Origin of the sequence: Paraburkholderia sediminicola (genome assembly GCF_046027355.1) — a bacterium.
Taxonomy (GTDB): domain Bacteria; phylum Pseudomonadota; class Gammaproteobacteria; order Burkholderiales; family Burkholderiaceae; genus Paraburkholderia; species Paraburkholderia sediminicola_B.
In genome coordinates, this window is sequence record NZ_JAQQEK010000026.1 from 53663 (window position 1) to 72558 (window position 18896).

Sequence of the window (18896 nt, forward strand, 5' to 3'; positions counted from 1 at the left end):
CCCTGCTGCGTGCTGTTGACCAGCGCGCGGCGCTTCTCGCATGACGGGCAGTTCGAAACCGGCTGAGACCGAGTGAAACGGATCGGCGCTATCTACGATGCATGCAATGACCAATCATGTCCGCATCGCCGGATCAAGAATACGGGTCCAGATTTACGAGGATTCGACCGGATGCGACATAAATCTGTCGCCCCGCGACTTCATCGTTAGGAATGCGGCTGTTATTTCACACCGAGTGCGGTTTGCACGGCTTGCAGGCCATTGGCGCCGCTGGCTGTGTTCACGCCGTCGAGCCACGACTTCAACAATTCGGGGTGACGCTTGAGCGCTTCCATGGCTGCTGTATCCACGGCAGTCTTCTTTTCCAGTACTTCGGTGATCACGCCGTTTTCCAGATCGACGTTGAAGGTGAGTTGCCTGAACAGACGGCCGACATTCGGACACTGCGCGGCATAGCCGCTACGCGCGACCGTATTGACCGTGGCGCCGCCGTAGTTGGGCCCAAAGTACTTGTCGCCGCCGTCGAGGTACGTGAGCTTGAACTTCGTGTTCATCAAATGCGGCTCCCACGCGAGAAAGACAATCCACTTTTTCTCACGCGCCGCGCGCTCCACTTGCGTAAGCATGCCGGTCTCGCTCGATTCGACGAGCTTCCAGTTGCCGAGTCCGAATGCCTTGTCGTCGACCATTTTCTTGATGTTCTGATTGGCCGGCGCGCCAGGCTCGATGCCATAAATCTTGCTGTCGAACTTGTCGGCATTCTTCGCCAGATCCGCGAATGAATGGATGCCGGCGGCGGCCACATAGTCCGGCACGGCCAGCGTGAACTTGGCGTTGCTCAGATTCGGATGCACGACTTCGATCGACTTGTCTTCCTCGAACGGTTTGACGACCGGCGCCTGCGCCGGCATCCAGTTGCCGAGAAACACGTCGATTTGCCCTTTCTTCAAGCCTTGATACGTAATCGGCACCGACAGGTTCGCCACGTTCTGCTTATAGCCGAGCGCCTTCAACAGCACGCCGATCATTGCATTGGTGGCGTCGATGTCGGTCCATCCCGGCCCCGCCATGTTGACCTGCGTGCACGACTGCGGCTCGGCGGCCGACGCGAAAGTGGCTGCCGCGCACAGCAGCGCAACGCCGGTTACCGCCTGTTTGAAGAGCTTTTTCATTATGTCGGCTTCCTGTTCGTGAGGTGGATGGAGTCGTTAGCAGCGTGAGGATCAACGGGCGACGGCGGGAAAGCGCGCCATCGCTTCGAGCGTATCGAGATCGATGTGATTGCGCATATAGCGCTGGCTCGCATCGACGAGCGGCTGCCAGTCCCATGACTCGACCGTGCCTTGCGTCGTGGAAGCGAAATGAAAATGCCGGCGCCGCTGGCTTTGCAGCACTTCGTCGTGTAGCGCGGCGAGGTCCCAGCGTTGCGCGATTTCCTCACGAAATGCCGCCACCTGTGATGCATATTCACTGCGCGCGGCAAGGTTCTCGCGTTCGAGCGGATCGGCTGTCACGTCGTAGAGTTGATCGGGATCGGTCGGCGTATGAATGAACTTGAAGCGGCCGCGCCGCAGCATCACTATCGGCGCAATCGCGCCCTCGGCCAGATATTCGCCGATGGCTTCGTCATGGCCACCTTGAGTCCCCAGCAAATGCGGCACGAGACTTTGTCCATCGAGCGAATCGGGCCACGCGGCCGGTTGTTCGCCGCGCGCCAGTTCGACCAGCGTCGGCACCAGATCGAGATGCGAGACAGATGCCTGCACGCGACGCGCGTCGAATTGCTGCGGCGCGTGCACGATCAGCGGAACACGGCAACCGCCTTCGAAGAAAGTCATCTTGTACCAGAGGCCGCGCTCGCCGAGCATCTCGCCGTGGTCGGATGTCACGACGATCACGGTGTCTTTCGCGAGCCCCGCTTGTTCGAGCGCTTCGAGGATCGCGCCGAACTGGTCGTCGACGTAGGAGATCGCGCCGTAGTACGCGCGGCGCGCATTGCGGATCTGCTGATCGGTGGGCGGCGTGCGGTCGGTTTCGCAGACATGGCGCAAGCGCTTCGAGTGCGGGTCGGCGTCGTCGAACGAATCGCGAAACGCGGGCATGTCGATGTCTTCGTCGCGATACATGTCCCAGTATTTTTGTGGAATCGCATACGGGTCGTGTGGATGCGTCAGTGAGGCGACCATGCAGAACGGCCGCGCATCCTTGCCCGCATGACGTTCGCGCGCGATATCGAAGAGTTTCTGACGGGTGGTGAACGTGACTTCGTCGTCGAAGTCGAGTTGATTGGTGCGCACGCACGGGCCCGCGTCGATCACGGAACTCATGTTGTGATACCAGGTGGGACGCGCTTCGAAGTTGTCCCAATCGGGCGTCCAGCCGAAGTCGGCGGGATAGATGTCGGTGGTGAGCCGTTCCTCGAATCCGTGCAACTGATCGGCGCCGCAGAAATGCATCTTGCCGGACAGAATGGTGCGGTACCCTTCGGCGCGAAGATAATGCGCGAATGTCAGCGTTTGCGACGGAAATTCCGCTGCATTGTCATAGGCGCCGATTGCGGAAGGCAGCTTGCCCGACAAAAAGGAAAACCGCGAAGGCGCGCACAGTGGACTCGCGCAATAGGCCGATTCGAACACCACGCCCTGTTCGGCGAGGCGATCGAGATTGGGTGTTTTTGTCAGACGGTGCCCATAAGCAGCCAACGCGAACGGCGTCATTTGGTCAGCCATCAGAATGAGAATATTCTTCCTGGTGTCAAGCATTGGTGCGTGCCTCGAATAGAATCGCAAGTGTCGGTGCAAATGTCGTGATGGATGCAACTGCGAACGGGCCGCCAGCATGCCGGGCCCGCCATAGCACCACTATTGCCGTTCAATTCATCGCTGTGAAGACGGCAATTCGTTATGTGCCTATAAGAGGGTGTTATGTCGAGACAGGATCGCTTGCCGCCGATGCAGGCGTTGACGGTGTTCGAATCCGCCGCGCGTCTGGCCAGCTTCACGGCGGCCGCGCGCGAGTTGGGTTCGACGCAGCCCGCGGTGAGTCAACGCGTCGTGCAACTCGAGGAAGCGCTGGGCGCGCCGCTCTTCGAGCGTGGCCATCGCGGCGTCACGCTCACGGAAGACGGAGAACTGCTCTTTCAGGCGGTGCGCCACGCACTGGACACGATTCGCCTCGCCACCACGGAAATCCGCGCGCGGCGCACGCCGCAAACGCTCACGCTCTCCACCGACTTCGGCTTTGCCACCTATTGGCTGATGCCGCGTCTATCGCAGTTCAAGGCGCTGATGCCGGACGTCGACGTGAAGATCATCACGTCGCAGAACGTGTTCGATCCTTCGCACGATAAGGCGGACATCGCCATTGCGTTCGGCGATGAACATGCGGACTGGACCGCGCGAGGCGTGGTCAAGCTGTTTCCCGAGCGCGTCACGCCGGTGTGCAGCCCGGCCTTTCTCGCGGCGCACCCGTCATTGCACACGCCAGCCGATCTGCTGAACCTGCCGCTGCTGCATCTCGAGCCGATTCAGCCGGCGCGCTGGCTGTCGTGGGCCGACTGGTTCGCCGCGCACGAACTCGATGCGCCCGCCGCGCATCGCGGCATCACGTTCAACAGTTTTACGCTCGTGGCCCATGCGGCGATCATGGGCCAGGGCGTCGCGTTGGGTTGGGCGCCGCTGGTCGACGAACTGCTTGCCACCGGGCAACTGGTCGAACTGTTCGACCCGCCGGTCGTCACCGAGCGTGGCTATCTGCTCGTCACGCAGCGCGCGGCGACACCCGTGGTCGGCGCCTTTCGCCATTGGCTGCTCGGCGAATGCGGGCTCGACGCCGAATGAGCGCCCGCGCGCCAGCCTGACGCTCCCGTTCCAGCGCGACGGCGGTTAGCTTCTATCCGCGCGCCCGCCTGATTTGCTCTACTGCGAAGATGCATGCCGCGCCCCGCGGCATCGTCCTATCGTCCAAGTGGAGTGCGTATGTCCGCCGATTCCCGTCCCGATCAGCTGGTTCTCACCGTCGCCTGTCCGAGCGCGGCGGGCCAGGTTGCCGCCGTCGTCGGTTTTCTCGACCGGCATCATTGCTATATCGACGAACTGACCGTTTTCGACGACGACCTCAGCGAGCGCTTCTTCGTACGCTGCGTGTTTCATGGCGCCGACAGCAGCGAGACGCTGCACGCCACGGCGCTCAGGCGCGAATTCGAACCGATCGCGGAGCGCTTCCGCATGACGTGGGCGATGCACGACGTCGGCACACGGCCGAAGGTTCTGATCATGGTGTCGAAACTCGAACACTGTCTTGCCGACCTGCTGTTCCGCTGGCGCATGGGCGAGCTGAAAATGGACATCGTCGGCATCGGCTCGAATCATCGCGATCTCGAACCGCTGGCGCAGCAGCATGGTCTGCCCTTCCATCATCTGCCGATCACCGCCGACACGAAGCCGCAGCAGGAAGCGCGTCTGCTCGATCTGTTCGAGACGTCGGGCGCGGAGTTGATGATTCTCGCGCGCTATATGCAGATTCTGTCCGGCGAAACGAGCCGTGCGCTGGCGGCGCGCGCAATCAATATTCACCATTCGTTTCTGCCTGGATTCAAGGGTGCCAAGCCGTATCACCAGGCGCATGCACGCGGCGTCAAACTAATCGGCGCCACCGCGCACTTCGTCACCGACGATCTCGACGAAGGTCCGATCATCGAACAGGTGGTGGAGCGCGTCGATCATTCGTATAGCCCGGAGCGCTTGCTTGCCACGGGGCGCGACGTCGAATGTATTACGCTCGCGCGGGCGGTCAAGGCGTTTATCGAGCGAAGGGTGTTTATCAATGGGGATCGGACCGTGGTGCTGCAATAAACGAAAACGCCGCTAAGAAGCGGCGTTTTCTTTGGTCGTTGCCGCTTCATCAAAGCGGCAACGCATTCATACGAACAGCAGAATCACTTCACCCAGCTATCCACACGATCGCTGTGCGCGCTGATCCACGCATCGGCGGCGGCGGTCGGCTTTTCGCCGTTTTGCGTCGCCAGCATCACGCTGTCGATTTCGCCCGGTTTCCATTGAAACTTCTTGAGGAACGCGACGACCGGCGGCGCCTTCTTCTCGAGGTCGGGATTCACGACGCTATCCACGTGCTCTGCTTCGCCGAACACCTTCTTCGGATCGTCGAGGAATTTGAGCTTGTACTTCGCGAACATCCAGTGAGGCTTCCAGCCCGTCACGATAATCGGCTTGCTCGCCGCTTCCGAACGCGCCAGTTCAGCGGTCATCGCGCTGCCCGAGCTCGGCATCAGCGTGTAGTCGAGACCGTAGGCCTTGATCGCCTCGCTGGTTTTCTGCATCACACCCGCGCCTGCGTCGATACCGACAATGCGTGAGCCGAACTCCGACTTCTTCGCTTCGAGATCGCCCACGCTCTTCACGTCGACGTTATCCGGCACGATCAGACCGATCTTCGCGTCGTTGAAGTTAGGACCGAGGTCGACCACCTTGTCCTTGAAGTTGTTCCAGTACGCGCCGTGCGTGACCGGCAGCCACGCCGACAGCGTCGCGTCGAGGTCGCCGCGCGCCACGCCCTGCCACATCACACCGGCCGCGACCGGCACGAGTGTGACCTGATAGCCGAGGCGCTTTTCGATCACACGGGCAGCCACGTTCGAGGTCGCGACGCTATCGTCCCAGCCTTCCACGTAACCGATCTTGATGGTCGGCTTGCTATCGGCCGACACGCTCACGCTGCTTGCCGCCAGCGCCGCGCTCAAGGCGCTCAACACGAATATCTTTTTGATCAGTCTCATCGCCGTTCTCCCGTTTGCCGTCAAAACAACCCAATGAGCATTTAGAATCGCCAGCCAGAATTGCCGGGTAGCGTTGTTTTCCGACATCCAGTTGTCCGCACGCGACTTCGTGCCACTGGACACACCATCCTTCTCGTCTTACTTATCCACGACGAGATCGCTCAACGGCTTGCTGCAGCACAGCAGCACCATGCCCTGATCGATCTCGCGCTGGCGAATGCCGCCGGCGTGTTTCATCGCGACTTCACCCGACACCAGCTTCACCTTGCAGGTGCCGCACATGCCTTGCGTACACGACGCAGGCAGCCGCACGCCCGCTTTCTTCGCCGCGTCGAGCACGTGCTGGCCGCTGCCGCATTCGATCTCGCGATTGCTCTTTACGAAACTCACCTTGAAACGGGATTCCGTTTCGACGGAAACGGGCGTCGGTGCGGACGCGGGCGCGAACCCCTCTGCCTCTTCGCGCGCCTCGATAAAGCCGTCGGCAGTCACCGGCGCAAGCGCGCCCTGCAATGCGTCCGCGACATGCGCGGTGGTCAATTGCGCGGCCACTTCACTGACCGTCTCGAAGGAAAAGCTTTCCTCGTGATAGTGGCCGCGATTGAAACCGCCCTCGTCCAGCAGATTGCGCACGGCTTGCATGTACGGCGCGGGTCCGCAGGTGAAAATCTCCCGCTCCAGATAGTCAGGCGCGATGAGCTTGAGCAGCGGCAACGTCAGAAAACCGGTCACGCCCGGCCAGTTCGTTCGCGCGCCGAGCCGCTCGCACACAAACGCGGTGCGGAAATGGGCCTGATTCGACGCGATCAGATCGAGCTCGCGCGCGAAGATGATGTCGTCCGGCGTACGGGCGCTGTGCACGAACACGATGTCGCTGTCTTCACCGAGTTCATGATGCGCGCGGCTCATCGACATGAGCGGCGTGATGCCCGAGCCGGCCGATAGAAACAGAAACTTGCGCGCCGGATGCCGCGCGCAGGTGAATTCGCCCGACGGCCCGAGCACGCGAACTTCCGCGCCCGCATGCAGATTGTCGTGCAGCCAGTTGGAGACTTTGCCGCCCGGCACACGCTTCACCGTGATCGAGATCGTGTGAGGACGCGTGGGCGGCGAGGAAATCGTATAGCAACGATTGATCGATTCACCGTCGATCTCCAGTTCCAGCGTGATGAACTGCCCCGGCTCGAACACGAACGCCCGCCCGGACGGCGCGCGGAAGAAAAAGCTCTTCACATCGTGCGTTTCCTGGCGAACCTGGCAGCACACCAGCGTGTCGTCGGTATCGCTATTCCAGCGTGGCGGCAACGTCTCCCAGAACCGCGGCTGCGTGACGCGGCTGGCAGCGTGGTCCGGAGCCGGTTCGGGGCTCAGTTGAAACGTCGCCTGATCGCGCATCATTGTTTTCTCCGACTCCTGGTTGCGATGTCGCGCTCAGCGCATGAAGGACACGACTTTTTCGCCGTGCGAAGCCGGCGCGGTATCGCCGGCGTCATGAGTTTGGGGCGCATTGCTGTAATCCGCCATGCGCGCGATGTACCACTCGCAGAACTTCTCGACGAGGCCTTCCGTGAATGGCGAATACGGACCCGGCTCGTACGCACTGCTCGTCGCGCCGCGTTGCGAGTATTCGACAAGGGCACGATCCTGGTCGTTGGTCGCGCGCCATACGGCGGTGAGGTTGTTCACGTCGTAATCGATACCCTCGCGCGCGTCCTTGTGGACGAGCCATTTGGTGCGCACCAGCGTCTTGCCGGCCGAGAGCGGAATCACCGAAAAACTGACGATGTGATCGCTCATGAAGTGATGCCACGAATTCGGCTGCGTCCAGAACGACAGGCCGCCGAGGTCGGCCTGCTCGAAACCGCCGAGCAGTTTCTTCGACGCCACTTTCGCGTCGAGCGTCTGCGATTCGCCGTCGCGATCGAGCGGCAGGCGTTGCGTGCGGAAGCCCGTGACCAGATCGGCCAACCGTTCGATTTCGGCCGACGGCAGCTTCATCGCTTCCCATTGCGCGGTACGGCGAGCCACCGTCTCTTCGAACGCGGCCATGCCTTCTTCGTTGGCCGGTGTGCGCTGATAGCCGAAACCGTATTCGTAGAGCGAAATGGTCAACTCGGGATGGTTCGCGACGCAGTGATAGCACTCGCGATTGTTCTCCATCGTGAGCTTCCAGTTGCCGTCTTCGATGATGTCGATCGAGGCCGCGATCTTGCAGCCGGCCAGATCGTGCGGCAGCAGATACGGTTCCATCGCCGCGCGCATCACGGCGAAGTCGGTCGGCGGGTTATCGGCGAGGCAAATGAAAATGAGGCCCGCCAGATTCTCGACATGCACGGCCTTCAGGCTATGTTTGCAACGGTCGAACTGATCGCCCATATGCTCGGCGAACATCAGATCGCCGTTCAGGTTGTACGTCCAGCTGTGATACGGGCAGACGATATTGCCGAGCGAGCCTTTGTCGGTATTGCACAGACGCGCGCCGCGATGGCGGCAGACGTTGTGAAACGCCCTCACCTGCATGTCGTCGTCGCGCACGATCAGGATCGAATCGTGGCCGATTTCCACCGTGATGTAATCGCCCGGCTCCGGCACGTCCGGTTCCACCGCGACCTGAATCCAGTGCTGACGGAAGATCGCGTCCATATCGAGCGCGAAAATATCCTCGCTCGTGTAGAACGGCGCTTCCAGCGTGTAATTCTTTTTGCGGCGTTCGATCATTGCGCGAACGTCTGCCGAAACTTTCATTGTGTGCTCCGTTGCATGTCACGTCTGGCGCCGCGCCAGGCCCTCCTGGTCGCATGCTGGCCCGAACCGGAAATCAGTAATCCACGAGTTGATGCTCGCGCAAATACGCCAGAATCACTTGTGCTTTTTCGACAGAACTTCCTTCAATTACGACGCTGCCGCCACGGCTTTCGGTCGTCGTCGCGGAAAGCATGCGGGCGTGGCCGGAGCGCTTTTCGGCGGCGGCGAGGCGCACCGGTTTGGCGACCGCCGGGCGCACGGTCCAGGTGAGGTCGTCGGGGTTGGCGGCGGCCTGCGTGGCGACCGGGCGGATCGTGCCTTCGCGCAAGCGCGCATACGCGTAGGTCGGTGCGGCGTTGGCCAGCGGATGCACGGCGATCAGCGCGGGCAACCGCACTTCCACGCGACGGCGCAACCCCTTCGGCATGAATTGACGGACTTCCGCGCAGCCGTCGCGCAGCGTGATGTCGACGGCGGCGCCGACCAGTGGCATCTCCAGCGCATTGGCGACGCGATACGGCAGCATGCCGCTGTCGAACGCGCCTTCGGCACGCGTGCCGGTCAGGACGAGGTCGTAGCCACGCAGGCGGGCAGCCAACGGCGCGGTTGCGTCGGCTTGCAATTCGGGCGTTGTGGCGATTTCAAGCACTTCGACCGAACGCGCGCCGAGCGCAAGATATTCCTTCAACGCGGGATTAGACGGATCGCCCGCATGCAGCACGTCGAGCGTCGCGTTGTGGGTTCTGGCGAGCGAGAGCGCCATGCTCAGCGCTGCGGCATCGTTGCGGCTGTAGCGCGCGGTGCCGCTCACCGGATGACGGCCCACGGAAACGAGGACGGCGATCTTCATGCGAGCGCTCCTTCGGCGACAGCCGTTGAATTGAGCAGCGCCGCACCGGTTCCGCGCGCCGTGCGCGCCGCGGCCGCCGCTTCGTTGAGCGCCGCGATGGTTTCCTGCGCGTCCGCGATCACCGTGAGATTCGCGCGTTTGGCAATCGGCGCGCTGGCGTCGAGATTCACCGCGATCACATGCCGGCAATCCTTGATGCCTTGCAGATGCTGCACCGCGCCGGAAATGCCGAAGGCGATATAGACGCTCGCTTCGACGGTCTTGCCGGTCGCGCCGATCTGTTTGTCACGGGTGAACTTGCCGTCGTCGACGGCAACGCGGCTTGCGCCGATCGCCGCGCCCAATGTGGCCGCGAGACGCTCGAACGCCGGCACGTCGCTCACGCCGTTACCTGCCGAGACGATGAAATCCGCTTCTTCGAGCGCGAGTTGCGCGGCGTCGATTTCCTCGATGCCGAGATCGCGCATCGCGCCTTGCTGCTGCGACGTAGGCTCGCCGTCGAAGCGCCACATGACGCGTTCACCCGCACCAATGAATGGCAACTTCGGATCGACCGCGTTGGGTGCGAGCAGCACCACCTCAGGCAACGCGCGCGCGGCAAACGCTGTATTCGCCTGAACATAGGCCGCCACATGGGCGGCGTCGATCTCGACGACATGCGTCGCGACGCTTGCATTCGCGGCGGCTGCATAGCGGCGGCCGAGATCGCCGTCGCCGGTCGCGTTGTCGGGGAGGAAAACATGCACCGGCGCGTACGCCGCCACGCACGCAGCCAGCGCGTTCAATTCGTCCAGCGGCGCAAAGCTGCGTCGGTCGAACATCGGCAGTTCGATCAGTTTATCGGCGCCGAGCGCGGCGGCGTCGCCGCTGAACTCGCCGAATACCAGCAGCACGACTTCTGTCGTCGCGTCCGCAATCAGTGCGGCGCCGGCTACAGTTTGGCGTGCGTGATCGTCCAGCGCGACGCGGTCCGCATGCGCGGCCACGAGTATCACGCGCTGTGGCGCCGCCGCGGTGCGGCGAGGTTTGGCCTGTTCACGATGCGCGGCGCCACCGTGCGCGGCAAATTCCAGTGAACCTGCCGTGCCCGTTACGCCGAGCGTGATGCGTTTGAGTCCATCGGCCGTGATCGTGAACGGACGGCGCGGATCGATTCGTTTGAGAGTGTTCATCGCGTTACTCCAGCGCCGCTGCAACCAGTTCGGCGACGTCCAGCACTTCTGGACGCGGCCCGACCACGCCTTCGAGCATCGCCGTGCAATTCGGACAGCCCACCGCGACGATCTCCGCGCCGACGGTTTTCGCGTCGTCGATGCGGATATCCGGAATACGCCGCTTGCCTGGAATATCGGTCAAGGGCGCGCCGCCGCCACCGCCGCAGCAGCGTCCGCGCATGCCGTTGCGCTCCATCTCCACGACCTTGATGCCGATGGTCTTCAGCAAGCGGCGCGGCGCCTCCGTCTCACCGTTATAGCGGCCCAGATAGCACGGGTCGTGATACGTGATCTTGCGATCCGCGAAGGCGGCCACCGCGCGCGGCGTCAGCTTGCCGCTCGCGACCAGTTGCTCGATCAGCGCCGTGTGATGCTGCACTTCGTAGAAGCCGCCCAGCGCGCGATACTCGTTGCGCAGACTATGCAGCACGTGCGGATCGGCGGTGACGATCTTGCGGAACGAGTACTGCGAGAGTGTGCCGATCAGCTTGTGCGCGAGCTGCTGGAACGTGGCTTCATCGCCAAGACGTCGGGCCGTGTCGCCCGTATCGGTTTCCACGCCACCCAGCACCGCATAGTCGATACCCGCTCGGTTCAGCACCTTGACCAAAGCGCGCAACGTGCGCTGATAACGCATGTCGAACGCGCCTTCGCCCGCGATCAGCAGCACATCCACCGGACGACCCGGCTGCGCGACCTGCACCTGCAGATCGACGGCCCAGTCGTAACGCGCGCCGATGTCGTAGCCGTTCGAGCTGCCCGTCTCGCGCAGATTCGCGAGCGTGATCGGGCCTTTGCCCGGCACACTACCTTCCACCAGCGTCTGATTGCGGCGCATGTCCACGATCGCGTCCACGTGCTCGATCAGCATCGGGCACTCCTGCACGCAAGCGCGGCAGGTCGTGCAGGACCACAGCGTGTCCGCTTCGATCAGGCTGGAAATCAGCGGCTTGCCTGGCGCGCCGGCATGCTTGCCGACCGGAATGCCCGGCGTGGGACTGCCCGCGTATTCCGCGTCCGTGCCGCCCACCATGCCTGTAACCAGGTCCTGAATCAGCTTCTTCGGATTGAGCGGCTGACCGGCGGCGAACGCGGGACAGGCCGCCTCGCACTTGCCGCACTGCACGCACGCATCGAAACTCAGCAACTGGTTCCAGCGGAATTCGACCGGCTTGCCGACGCCGTATTCTTTCGCGTCGAGCAGCGGCGCTTTCAATGCGGTCGGCGGCACCATGTCGTTGTCATTGCGCTCGGCAAAACGCTCCTGACGCGGATGAAACGCGAGGTGCAGCAGGCCGGCGAGCGCATGCTTCATCGGACCGCCGCGCGCCGCGCCGAACGTCATCGCAAACGCACCCGCCGCGATCAGCAGCGCGACGATGATCGCCAGCGCGCCGGACATCGCGCCAGCAGGCAGCGCGATGAAGAGCACGAGACCGAGCGCGAACGACCCGAGCAACAGCGGCAAATGATCCCAAGGCCCGCGCGAGAGCCGCGCCGGCACCGCTTTCGCGCCGTGGCGGCGGCGCCAGACGAATACCGCGCCGACCAGCATCACGAGCGCGGCGAGAAAGATCAGCTTGTCGAGCCACGGCGAGTAGATCGCCAGACCGTAGTTGACGAACACCAGCGCCATCGCGAGAATCGCGCCGCCAGCCGTCGCCACGTGCGTTTTGGCGATGTACGGATCGCGCGCCACCACATGATGCAGATCGACGAAGTAGCGCTTGGGAATCGTCAGCAGATTGGCCCAGCCGTATGCGCCCGCCGCCGTCGCGCGGCCCTCGCGCCAATACGCCGCGCGTTTGACGAGTGCGAACGCCAGACCCGCTACCGACAACCACAGCAGGACGGTGATGACAAACACGGGGCTCATCGTCAGAAATCCTTGCAAAGGCGCAGCGCGTCGTAGATCGCGCCGTGAATGTTGTGCATGGAAATGCAGTCGCCGACACGGAACAGCAGGAAGCGGCCATTGCCGAGTTCCTCCGCGAGCGACGGCTGCGGCTCGGAGGCGAACAGCTTATGCACGTCCACCTGACCGCGATTGAGCGACTCCGGCTTGAGCTTCCAGTACAACTCGTCGTTCGGCGTGCTGCCGTTCTCGATCACCACCTGATCGACCGCGCGCTCTTCCTGCTCTTCGGTGTACTCGTTGCGGATCACGGCGATCCTCTTGCCGTCTTCCTCGTAGACCTTGTCGAGCCAGTAGTTCGGCGTGTGGATCACGCCTTGCGCGTAGAGCCGCCGGTAGAAAATCGGGAACGTGGTGCCGCCCACGTCGTCGGCGACCTTCACGTCCGGCGTCACGATCTCGACATTCGAGCCGCGGCTCGACATGAAATCGGCCACGCCCGCGCCGGCATGCGTGCTGACGCCGTCGTACACCAGCACGTTCTTGCCCGGTTCGACCTTGCCCGACAGCACGTCCCACGAACTTACGGCGAGGCCTTCGTCGACGCCCCACGCCGCCACTTGCGACGTGAACGACGACCCGCCCGTGGCGAGCACGACGATGTCCGGCTTCTCGGCCATGATGGTTTTCTCGTCGGCGGCGACACCGAGACGCCGGTCCACGCCGAGGCGCTTCGTCTCCATGTCGAACCAGCGCACGATGCCCGCCATCTGTTCGCGTTGCGGCGCTTTCGCGGCCAGCATGATCTGGCCGCCGACGTAGTCGTTCTTCTCGAACAGCACCACGTCATGACCGCGCGACTTCGCCACGCGCGCCGCTTCGAGTCCCGCCGGACCCGCGCCGACCACGACGACCTTGCGCTTCGGCCCACGCGTTTTGGCGATTACGTGCGGCATCGTTTCTTCGCGCGAGGTCGCGGCGTTCTGCACGCACAGCACGTCGAGCCCGTTGTACTGGCGGTCGATGCAATAATTCGCGCCGACGCATTGCTTGATTTCGTCCTCGCGGCCATCGCGGATCTTGATGACCATATGCGGATCGGCGATCTGCGCGCGCGTCATGCCAACCAGATCGACCATGCCGCTGGCGAGCAGCCGTTCGGCCTGACCTGCGTCGCGAATGCTTTGCGCGTGCATCACGGGCAGCTTCACCACTGACTTGATGCCGGCCGCGAGATGCACGAACGGCTCGGGCGGCAGCGCCATCGGCGGCATGCAGTTGGCCAGCGTGTTATGCGTGTCCGCACCGGAGCCGATTACACCGAGGTAATCGATCAGGCCGGTTTCGCTCATTGCCTGGGCGATTTCCTTCAGTTGCTCGTGATCGAGCCCGTCTTCATGGAACTCGTCGCCGCACATGCGCAAGCCGACGCAGAAGTCCGCGCCCACCGCTTCGCGCACGGCCTTCAACACTTCCGTGCCGAAACGCAGACGGTTTTCGAGCGAGCCGCCCCATTCGTCGGTACGGAAGTTGGTGCGCGGGCTCCAGAACTGGTCGATCAGATGCTGGTGCGCCGCCGAGATTTCGACGCCGTCCATGCCCGCATCTTTCACGCGTTTCGCGGCCGCCGCGAAATCGCTGATGATGCGGCGGATTTCCTCGACCTCGATGATCTTCGCATTGCCGCGATGCACCGGCTCACGCACCCCGGACGGCGACATCAGATGCGGCCAATGCTCGCCATGAAAGGCCGAGCGGCGCCCCATGTGCGTGGCCTGAATCATGATTTTCGCGCCGTGCGTGTGCATCGCTTCGGCGAGCCGCGCGAGCGGATCGATGATCTTGTCGGTCGACAGGTTCACCGATTTCCACCAGCCTTGCGGGCTGTCGATCGACACCGGGCTCGAACCGCCGCACACCGCGAGGCCGACGCCGCCCTTGGCCTTCTCCTCGTAATAACGGATATAGCGGTCGCCGGGCAGGCCGCCCGGTTCCGCATAGACCTCCGCGTGCGCGGTGCTGACGATGCGGTTGCGCAAGGTCAGCTTGTTCAGCGTGAGAGGCTTGAAAAGGTTCGGGTAACGCATCGCGATCGACCTCGGAATGGATGGCTTGTTGCGCTGTGTCGTGCGCGGTCAGGAGGCGCGCGGCGACACTTCGAACACACAGTGGTCGTGGTGCTCAGCCGCGCATTGCGCTTCTCTCGAATGGGACGGCGGCCCCTTGCGCGAGGCGTCCGGCGCGGTGTCGTTGACCCAGTCCATCGCGCCCGCGAACCAGCCGGCGAACATGTAGCAAAGCTTGCCGACCTTGCCCGGCTGCGCCAGCACGAACGACGAGTGATGCAACTCGATGCGCGCGTGCGAGCTCGACGGATCGGCTTCGGTGATCGTGAAGATGCCCCAGCCGCGTTGCGACAAACGCTTCAGGTAGTGCTCGAACACCGCCATGCCCGCAATGCCGTGCTGCTTCGCTTCCTTGTCGCACCAGAAATACGCGGACTTGTAGCCGGCCTTGTAGAGAATCTCGGCATACGTATCGAGGCCGAGTGCTTCTTCCACGGCGGTGTGGTTGTTCGTGAAGAAGTGACGCGGCACATATAGCATCGGCAGCGCGTCGGTGGTCCAGACGCCGGTGTTCGCATCGACGTCGATAGGCAGTTGGGGTTGCATGTGGAGGCTCCGGTTTTTATGTGTGCGAGTGAGATTTCATTAGCGATGCAAGGTCACACCTTCCACACTTCGCCGAACACCCGCACCCAGTTTTCGCCCATGATCTTCTTGATGCGCGTTTCGCTCCAGCCGGCGCGCTCCATCGCGGCCGTCAGGTTCGGAAACTCGCCGATCGTGCGGATGCCTTCCGGATTCACCACCTTGCCGAAGTTCGTCAATTGGCGATAGCGGCCCTTGTCGTGCGTGATCCAGTCGAAGAACTCCGTGCTGTAGCCTTGCGTGAAATCGGTGCCGATGCCGACCTGGTCTTCGCCGATCAGATTCACCACGTACTCGATCGCTTCGATATAGTCTTCGACGGTCGCGTCCGGACCGCGCTTGAGGAACGGCGCGAACATCGTCACGCCGACGAAACCGCCAGCGTCCGCGATCTCCTTCAGTTGCTCGTCGCTCTTGTTGCGCGGATGCTCTTTCAGACCCGACGGGCAGCAATGCGAGTAGCACACCGGCTTGTTCGACGCCGCGATCGCTTCAGAGGAAGTCTTGCCGCCCACATGCGAGAGATCGACCATGATGCCGACGCGGTTCATCTCCTGGATCACTTCGCGGCCATAGCCCGACAGGCCGCCGTCGCGTTCATAGCAACCGGTTCCCACCAGGTTCTGCGTGTTGTAGCAAAGCTGCACCACGTTCACGCCTAAGTCCTTGAACGCCTCGATATAGCCGAGGTTGTCCTCGAAGGCATGCGCGTTCTGGAAGCCGAAAATGATGCCGGTCTTGTTCTCTTTCTTCGCGCGGAAGATGTCGTCCGTGGTGCGCACGAGCGTAAGGATCTCGCCGTACTCGCGGATCTGCTGCTTCATCTCGGCAATGTTGTCGACGGTCTTCTGGAAGCTTTCCCAGACCGAGACCGTGCAGTTCACCGCGGTCACGCCGCCCTTGCGCATGTCCTCGAACACCGAGCGCTCGAACTTCGAAATGTTCAGACCGTCGATGATGATGCTGTTGTCATGCAAAGTGCTCATCGTGTGCTCCAGGCGTGCTTAGTAGATGGGAAAGCGTTCGCACAGCGCGAAAATCTCGCGGCGCACGCGTTGTTCGGTGGCGGCATGGCCTTCCGGGTGATCACGTAGCGCGTCGAGCACCTCGACGATCAGCCGCCCGATTTCGCGGAATTCGCTCACGCCGAAGCCGCGCGTCGTGCCCGCGGGCGTGCCGAGGCGGATGCCGGAGGTGATCGTCGGCTTCTCGGTATCGAAAGGAATGCCGTTCTTGTTGCAGGTAATGCCCGCGCGTTCCAGCGCCTGCTCGACCTGGTTGCCTTTCAGGCCCTTGGGTCGCAGATCGACCAGCAGCAAATGGTTGTCCGTCCCGCCCGTGACCAGATCGACGCCGCCTGCCTTGAGCACCTCGCCGAGCGCCTGCGCATTGGCGAGCACGCTGTCGATGTAGGTCTTGAAGCCCGGTTCCAGCGCCTCGCCGAACGCGACCGCCTTGCCGGCGATCACATGCATCAGCGGGCCGCCCTGCAAGCCGGGGAACACGGCCGAGTTGATCTTCTTCGCGATGTCTTCGTCATTCGTCAGCACAAAGCCGCCCCGCGGGCCGCGCAGTGTCTTGTGCGTGGTCGACGTGACCACGTGCGCATGCTCGACCGGATTCTGATGACGTCCCGCCGCGATCACCCCGGCGATGTGCGCCATGTCCACCATCAGTTTGGCGCCGACGCCGTCGGCAATCGCGCGCAGCCGTGCGAAGTCCAGCGCGCGCGGATAAGCCGAGAAGCCGGCGATCAGCAGCGCGGGTTTGTGCTGTTGCGCGAGCTCCTCGATCTGCTCGTAATCGATCAGCATCGTGTCGCGATTCACGCCGTACTGCACCGCGTTGAACCACTTGCCGGACATGGCCGGCTTCGCGCCGTGCGTCAGGTGGCCGCCGGCGTCGAGCGACATGCCGAGCACCGTGTCGCCCGGCTTCACCAGCGCGAGCATCACCGCACCGTTCGCCTGCGCGCCGGAATGCGGCTGCACGTTGGCGAACTTCGCGTTGAAGAGCTGCTTGATGCGATCGAGCGCGAGCGTTTCGATCACGTCGGCGTATTCGCAACCGCCGTAGTAACGCTTGCCCGGATAGCCTTCCGCATACTTGTTGGTCAGCACCGAGCCCTGCGCTTCGAGCACCGCGCGCGACACGATGTTTTCCGACGCGATCAGTTCGACTTGCGACTGCTGGCGCTCGAGCTCTTTCAGAATAGCGCCGCGCACCGCCGTATCGCGCGTGGCCAGCGATGCATCGAAGAAAGGATTCGGGTTCGACATGGAAGGTCCGTGGAGTCGTTGACGGAAGGCCGGAAGCCGCGCCTGGGCCTTGCTTCGCCCTTGCTACTACCGGTGTGCATTGCGTCTATTCTTGACGCTCGCCCCGCACGTCAATTTATGAATTCAGACGCGTTCTTTGCCTTTTCCGCCATGCGCGTCCTTTTTTCACAAGTCGGCGCTGCCGCGCCTTCGCTAATGGTCGAACGAGCGTGCTGAACGCGGGATCATGTTGCACTGCACGCGAACGCCGTGCGCGCTTCAGGTGCGCAAGCTGTCCTCAACGGCTCCGTTCTGGTGCCACTTGTTTAGCTATCCGAGTCGAATACAGGCCAACCGAGGGTTTAGCCTGATGGCACGGTAGTTGCCCTAGTCCTCAAAATTGAAGAAGTCGCTGCTCCCCCACGGCGACGTGACATTACAGATTCGAAGGAATCATTCCTCCCATGTCCACCGATCGCACGGCGTCGTTGTCGCATTTCGCATTCATGCCGGTTCCCAACTTCACCATGATTGCGTTCACCAACGCGATCGAAGTCCTGCGCATGGCGAATTACCTGACGGGCCAAACGCTTTACCGCTGGTCGATCGTGAGTCCCGACGGCGGCCCGGTCATGGCCAGCAACGGCTTGTCGGTCGATACGGGACCGGTTGAGCGTGTCGGCCAGCCGGACATCGTGTTCGTGGTCGGCGGCATCGACGTGCAGCGCGCGACCACCCCCGCCCACCTTTCCGCACTGCGCCGCTTCGCCCGGTTGGGCTGCGTGCTCGGCAGCCTCTGCACCGGCACCTATGCGCTCGCGCGTGCCGGTCTGCTGGCGGGTTATGCGTGCGCGATTCATTGGGAGAACATGTCGGCGCTCAAGGAAGAGTTTCCCGACACGCGCTTTCTGAAAGAACTGTTCGTGGTCGATCGCGATCGCGTCACCTGCACGGGCGGCGTGGCGCCGCTCGACATGATGCTGAACCTGATCGCGCCGCGCGTGGGCACCGCACGCGTCACGCAGATCGCCGAGCAGTTCATCGTCGAACATGTGCGCGATACCAGCGCGCAACAGAAAATGCCGCTGGTGGCGCGGCTCGGCTCGGCCAACAAGTCGCTTTTCGAAGTGATCTCGCTGATGGAGAACAACATCGAAGAGCCGCTCTCGCGCGAAGAACTCGCGCGGCTCGCCGGCATGTCGCAACGGCAATTGCAGCGTTTGTTCCGCGAACATCTTGGCATGACGCCGACGCATTATTATCTGACGCTGCGTCTGCGGCGCGCGCGCGAACTGCTGCTGCAAACCGACATGTCGATCATGCATATCACGATGGCGTGCGGTTTCCAGTCGGCTTGCCACTTCTCGAAGAGCTATCGCGACGCGTTCGGCACGGCGCCGACGCGCGAACGACGCAAGCAGGCGCCGTCGCTGGCTGCGATGCCGGTGCTGGCGGCTTGAGGCAACTGA

15 protein-coding genes are annotated in these 18896 nt (G+C 62.7%); 3 read left to right on the forward strand and 12 right to left on the reverse strand.

What is annotated here, in order from left to right:
* Nucleotides 1–221: 221 nt before the first annotated feature.
* Nucleotides 222–1172 (reverse strand): choline ABC transporter substrate-binding protein, encoded by a 951-nt coding sequence (locus PQR42_RS33490; RefSeq protein WP_408389390.1) that lies wholly within the window; start codon nt 1170–1172, stop codon nt 222–224.
* Nucleotides 1173–1223: 51 nt separating this feature from the next.
* Nucleotides 1224–2762 (reverse strand): choline-sulfatase, encoded by a 1539-nt coding sequence (gene betC, locus PQR42_RS33495; RefSeq protein WP_408389388.1) that lies wholly within the window; start codon nt 2760–2762, stop codon nt 1224–1226.
* A gap of 162 nt (nt 2763–2924) precedes the next feature.
* On the opposite strand from betC, the gene PQR42_RS33500 reads away from it, so the two are divergent.
* A complete protein-coding gene (locus PQR42_RS33500) occupies nt 2925–3839 on the forward strand; it encodes a choline sulfate utilization transcriptional regulator (RefSeq protein WP_408389386.1) in 915 nt (304 codons plus the stop codon).
* Nucleotides 3840–3977: 138 nt separating this feature from the next.
* A complete protein-coding gene (purU, locus tag PQR42_RS33505) occupies nt 3978–4853 on the forward strand; it encodes a formyltetrahydrofolate deformylase (protein WP_408389384.1) in 876 nt (291 codons plus the stop codon).
* A gap of 83 nt (nt 4854–4936) precedes the next feature.
* Here the strand turns inward: purU and PQR42_RS33510 are convergent, their stop codons facing one another.
* From PQR42_RS33510 to PQR42_RS33555, 10 genes are all read right to left on the reverse strand, one after another.
* Nucleotides 4937–5794: a glycine betaine ABC transporter substrate-binding protein gene (locus PQR42_RS33510; RefSeq protein WP_408389382.1), complete on the reverse strand. Its 858-nt coding sequence runs from the start codon at nt 5792–5794 to the stop codon at nt 4937–4939.
* Nucleotides 5795–5932: 138 nt separating this feature from the next.
* Nucleotides 5933–7192: an FAD-binding oxidoreductase gene (locus PQR42_RS33515; protein ID WP_408389380.1), complete on the reverse strand. Its 1260-nt coding sequence runs from the start codon at nt 7190–7192 to the stop codon at nt 5933–5935.
* A 33-nt stretch (nt 7193–7225) separates the two neighbouring features.
* On the reverse strand, nt 7226–8539 hold the full coding sequence (locus PQR42_RS33520) for an aromatic ring-hydroxylating oxygenase subunit alpha (protein ID WP_408218476.1): 1314 nt from the start codon (nt 8537–8539) through the stop codon (nt 7226–7228).
* 73 nt (nt 8540–8612) lie between these two features.
* On the reverse strand, nt 8613–9389 hold the full coding sequence (locus PQR42_RS33525; RefSeq protein ID WP_408218473.1) for an electron transfer flavoprotein subunit beta/FixA family protein: 777 nt from the start codon (nt 9387–9389) through the stop codon (nt 8613–8615).
* Nucleotides 9386–10561: an electron transfer flavoprotein subunit alpha/FixB family protein gene (locus PQR42_RS33530; protein WP_408389378.1), complete on the reverse strand. Its 1176-nt coding sequence runs from the start codon at nt 10559–10561 to the stop codon at nt 9386–9388. Before PQR42_RS33530 ends, PQR42_RS33525 begins: the two co-directional genes overlap by 4 nt.
* A gap of 4 nt (nt 10562–10565) precedes the next feature.
* Nucleotides 10566–12479: a (Fe-S)-binding protein gene (locus PQR42_RS33535; RefSeq protein WP_408218468.1), complete on the reverse strand. Its 1914-nt coding sequence runs from the start codon at nt 12477–12479 to the stop codon at nt 10566–10568.
* 2 nt (nt 12480–12481) lie between these two features.
* Nucleotides 12482–14545, reverse strand: coding sequence for an oxidoreductase (locus PQR42_RS33540; protein WP_408389376.1), 2064 nt, complete (start codon nt 14543–14545; stop codon nt 12482–12484).
* Nucleotides 14546–14593: 48 nt separating this feature from the next.
* On the reverse strand, nt 14594–15130 hold the full coding sequence (locus tag PQR42_RS33545) for a DUF5943 domain-containing protein (protein ID WP_408224254.1): 537 nt from the start codon (nt 15128–15130) through the stop codon (nt 14594–14596).
* 53 nt (nt 15131–15183) lie between these two features.
* Nucleotides 15184–16155 carry a dipeptidase gene (locus PQR42_RS33550; RefSeq protein WP_106280831.1) on the reverse strand — a complete coding sequence of 324 codons (972 nt, stop codon included), beginning with the start codon at nt 16153–16155 and terminating at the stop codon, nt 15184–15186.
* Between the two features lie 18 nt (nt 16156–16173).
* Complete coding sequence (locus tag PQR42_RS33555) at nt 16174–17448, reverse strand: serine hydroxymethyltransferase (RefSeq protein ID WP_408389374.1); 1275 nt, start codon at nt 17446–17448, stop codon at nt 16174–16176.
* 443 nt (nt 17449–17891) lie between these two features.
* On the opposite strand from PQR42_RS33555, the gene PQR42_RS33560 reads away from it, so the two are divergent.
* Nucleotides 17892–18887 carry a GlxA family transcriptional regulator gene (locus PQR42_RS33560; RefSeq protein ID WP_408389372.1) on the forward strand — a complete coding sequence of 332 codons (996 nt, stop codon included), beginning with the start codon at nt 17892–17894 and terminating at the stop codon, nt 18885–18887.
* Nucleotides 18888–18896: the final 9 nt, after the last annotated feature.

Excerpts from the sequence above, each read along its gene's own strand:
- PQR42_RS33510 (WP_408389382.1), bottom strand. The coding sequence starts at position 5,794 with ATGAGACTGATCAAAAAGATATTCGTGTTGAGCGCCTTGAGCGCGGCG.
- PQR42_RS33540 (WP_408389376.1), bottom strand. The coding sequence starts at position 14,545 with ATGCGTTACCCGAACCTTTTCAAGCCTCTCACGCTGAACAAGCTGACC.
- PQR42_RS33525 (WP_408218473.1), bottom strand. The coding sequence starts at position 9,389 with ATGAAGATCGCCGTCCTCGTTTCCGTGGGCCGTCATCCGGTGAGCGGC.
- PQR42_RS33490 (WP_408389390.1), bottom strand. The coding sequence starts at position 1,172 with ATGAAAAAGCTCTTCAAACAGGCGGTAACCGGCGTTGCGCTGCTGTGC.
- PQR42_RS33550 (WP_106280831.1), bottom strand. The coding sequence starts at position 16,155 with ATGAGCACTTTGCATGACAACAGCATCATCATCGACGGTCTGAACATT.
- betC (WP_408389388.1), bottom strand. The coding sequence starts at position 2,762 with ATGCTTGACACCAGGAAGAATATTCTCATTCTGATGGCTGACCAAATG.
- PQR42_RS33530 (WP_408389378.1), bottom strand. The coding sequence starts at position 10,561 with ATGAACACTCTCAAACGAATCGATCCGCGCCGTCCGTTCACGATCACG.
- PQR42_RS33560 (WP_408389372.1), top strand. The coding sequence starts at position 17,892 with ATGTCCACCGATCGCACGGCGTCGTTGTCGCATTTCGCATTCATGCCG.
- PQR42_RS33555 (WP_408389374.1), bottom strand. The coding sequence starts at position 17,448 with ATGTCGAACCCGAATCCTTTCTTCGATGCATCGCTGGCCACGCGCGAT.
- PQR42_RS33500 (WP_408389386.1), top strand. The coding sequence starts at position 2,925 with ATGTCGAGACAGGATCGCTTGCCGCCGATGCAGGCGTTGACGGTGTTC.
- PQR42_RS33520 (WP_408218476.1), bottom strand. The coding sequence starts at position 8,539 with ATGAAAGTTTCGGCAGACGTTCGCGCAATGATCGAACGCCGCAAAAAG.
- purU (WP_408389384.1), top strand. The coding sequence starts at position 3,978 with ATGTCCGCCGATTCCCGTCCCGATCAGCTGGTTCTCACCGTCGCCTGT.
- PQR42_RS33515 (WP_408389380.1), bottom strand. The coding sequence starts at position 7,192 with ATGATGCGCGATCAGGCGACGTTTCAACTGAGCCCCGAACCGGCTCCG.
- PQR42_RS33545 (WP_408224254.1), bottom strand. The coding sequence starts at position 15,130 with ATGCAACCCCAACTGCCTATCGACGTCGATGCGAACACCGGCGTCTGG.
- PQR42_RS33535 (WP_408218468.1), bottom strand. The coding sequence starts at position 12,479 with ATGAGCCCCGTGTTTGTCATCACCGTCCTGCTGTGGTTGTCGGTAGCG.